This is a genomic window from Vibrio sp. 1978 (genome assembly GCF_033344345.1).
In genome coordinates, this window is record NZ_JAWPOP010000203.1 from 1 (window position 1) to 948 (window position 948).

1 protein-coding gene is annotated in these 948 nt (G+C 50.3%); it reads right to left on the reverse strand.

Annotated features, from left to right (window positions below):
* Positions 1-17 precede the first annotated feature (17 nt).
* On the reverse strand, positions 18-948 hold a 931-nt coding region (locus R8N49_RS25520), incomplete at its 5' end, for an MFS transporter (protein WP_318190261.1).

Genomic DNA, 948 nt, shown 5'->3' on the forward strand with positions numbered 1-948 from the left:
CAATTAAGTCGGTGACATTAGCTGGCTTTCTCTGCCACCTCTCGGTGTTGCTGCGCTTCTTCAGTGTTGAACCCACGTAGAATATTGGTCAAGGTGATGGCGGTAAACAGCACTACAACCAACGACAAATGCCACGCTTCACTTAATCCAAGTTGCACCAGCGTCATACTCACCAAGGAAGAGACCACCATTTGACCGCCGCCAGACATGGCTGCCGCCGCGCCCGCTTGTTCTTTGTATGGTTGCATCACAAGTGCTTGTGCACAAGGCAACGCAATGCCATTGCCAAGAATCATCAACAATTGTCCAATCATCAAATACAAGGGTTCTACCGGGCAGAAAAACAACCACAGTGCCGCACTGATATGCAAAACAGGTGTGCAAAGCAACATTTTCTTATTTCCGATGACGGGGCGGATGCGGTTACAAATGGTTGTGCCGCCGAGCATACCTAACGCGGGGATCAGTGCCCACATGGCGTATTCGTCCGATGTCATCCCGATTTGGTCTTGCATGATAAAAGGCATCACGGAGACGGTCGTGATCATCAAGCTGAAGTTGAGCCAACTGATGCTCGCAAAACTCATAAAATATCGAGACGAGAGCAAATCACGATACTGCACCAACATTTTGGCTGGAGAGGGGATTGCGGAGCGTCGTGTGATGGTCTCTTTGAATCGAAACGCAATGATGATCCAAGCGAGCGACACGTAACCCAACAATGAAATGAACACCATACTCCAGCCAAAGTGGAAGTTAATGAACCCACCAATCACAGGAGCAATCAACGGCGTGATGGACGCTGCCATAGCAATGTAAGACATCGCGACGGGAAGCTCATTCCCACTAAATTGGTCGCGAGTAGAAGCTCGAGCCAGCACCGCGCAGCAACCCGTCCCCAAGCCTTGCAAAAAGCGGCCTAAGACCATGCCAGTAAACGTATGGCTC